Source organism: Paenochrobactrum glaciei (assembly GCF_039522165.1).
Lineage (GTDB): Bacteria > Pseudomonadota > Alphaproteobacteria > Rhizobiales > Rhizobiaceae > Paenochrobactrum > Paenochrobactrum glaciei.
Genome location: NZ_BAAADE010000050.1, coordinates 1 through 580, shown reverse-complemented (window position 1 = coordinate 580; position 580 = coordinate 1). Strand labels below are relative to the sequence as shown.

The 580-nt window shown below is 28.6% G+C and carries 1 protein-coding gene; it reads right to left on the bottom strand.

Annotation, left to right across the window (positions count from 1 at the left end):
- Positions 1-182: 182 nt before the first annotated feature.
- A partial coding sequence (locus tag ABDZ76_RS17625; protein ID WP_343808693.1) for a hypothetical protein occupies positions 183-580 on the bottom strand: 398 nt, incomplete at its 5' end.

The following is a 580-nucleotide window of genomic DNA, read 5'->3' as shown; positions in this document are numbered from 1 at the left end:
CAACTCCTTGGCTCACAGAACGACATGGCTACGATCCGACTTTTACAATTTCTGCGGAATTAGTAAAAATATCTAAAAAATGAGAAAAATTATCGATAAAAATAAATAATTATAAGAAAATAAGAAATTAGAAATACTAGAAATAATATTAAGAACTTGAAAAAAATTATTGATAAAAAAAATTAACTTGATAACAAATATGCTAATAAGACAAGAACATCAGTAGGAACATTAACGCCTGTGATATCTTTTATCGCATTTAGTAATGAAGATAATCCTTTTATATCTATTTGGCTTTTGCTTGTATCGACTAATAAATTTCCGCTGATATCATCTGCTACATTCAGTAAATCGAAATTGACAACTTCATAATCACTTAGAAATATTGGTGGACTTATAGGAATGAAGGAAAATAGTAAATTCCCCTTTTTATCGCTCCATAACTTTAGTATTACTTTTTTTGATAACGGAACATAAAACACATCCTTATTGATTGCTTTCTTGATGATATATTGGTATACGCCGAAATGTGTCTTTATCACAAGCAATGATAGTCTACTACTATCAAGACTATCGTCAT